The organism is Phyllobacterium sp. P5_D12 (genome assembly GCF_054049495.1).
The window spans coordinates 1-749 of the sequence record NZ_JBFUMG010001084.1 but is presented as its reverse complement, the minus strand read 5'-3'; the positions used below and the strand labels follow the sequence as shown (position 1 = coordinate 749).

Below are 749 nucleotides of genomic sequence, written 5' to 3'. Positions count from 1 at the left end.
GTACAAATTCAGCGTGATAACCGGATGCCGCCTATCTGGCAACCGGCGCCAGGAGAGTTCAGAATCACCGATATTGCACGATGTCGTGCCGGCGGAAAATGCTATTTTTCCAGCCGGAGGTGTGCCGTGTTGGCTAGCGCCATCGATGAATCCGACGATTACATCGGGGCCCGCAGCAAGCGCGGCAGAGGTGCTGATAAGCCCGCAGGCCGTTAATGCGACGTACACTATGACACGCATTTGTTCCCCCTCTATTGAGATAATGTCGAAAGATACTGGATAATGGCTGCTCGCACAGCGCTATCCGGGTAGCGAGTAGGCATTATGTTCTGCGCTTCCGTTCCGAGTTCACTGGACAAAAAGCCAGTAGGATCTGCGAGAAAGCGATCAAGATGTGGATCGTCCCAAACCAAGCCACGCTCCGCCGCGTCCAAATAAGATTGAGAGTAAGAGAACCCTGTGGCTTGACCGACCAAGCGTCCATAGACCCCAAAAAGAGAAGGCCCGAACTGGTGATCTCCCTCGGTTAAACTGTGACAAGGTGCACAATTCGCAATGAACGTTTGCTGTCCACCTAATTCCTCGGCTGAGGTTTGAGATGAAGCAAATAGATAAAGTATAAAAAGGCTTAAATTGCGAATACCTACAGTAAGTGAAAACAAGCGCACCCCCCCCACATGACACGTTATCATGCTGCATAGATTGAGCTAATTTATATTTATTGCATTTACACTTGCAGTATGGAACGA

At 49.8% G+C, this 749-nt stretch carries 2 protein-coding genes; both read right to left on the bottom strand.

Translation table 11 applies throughout. The features are described 5' to 3' along the window. Nucleotides 1-240: hypothetical protein (locus ACXJ5O_RS28845; protein WP_457302895.1), on the bottom strand; the 240-nt coding region annotated here is incomplete at its 3' end. Between the two features lie 11 nt (nucleotides 241-251). Next, entirely contained in the window at nucleotides 252-662 is a 411-nt protein-coding gene (locus ACXJ5O_RS28840) for a c-type cytochrome (RefSeq protein ID WP_457302894.1), read from the bottom strand. Nucleotides 663-749: the final 87 nt, after the last annotated feature.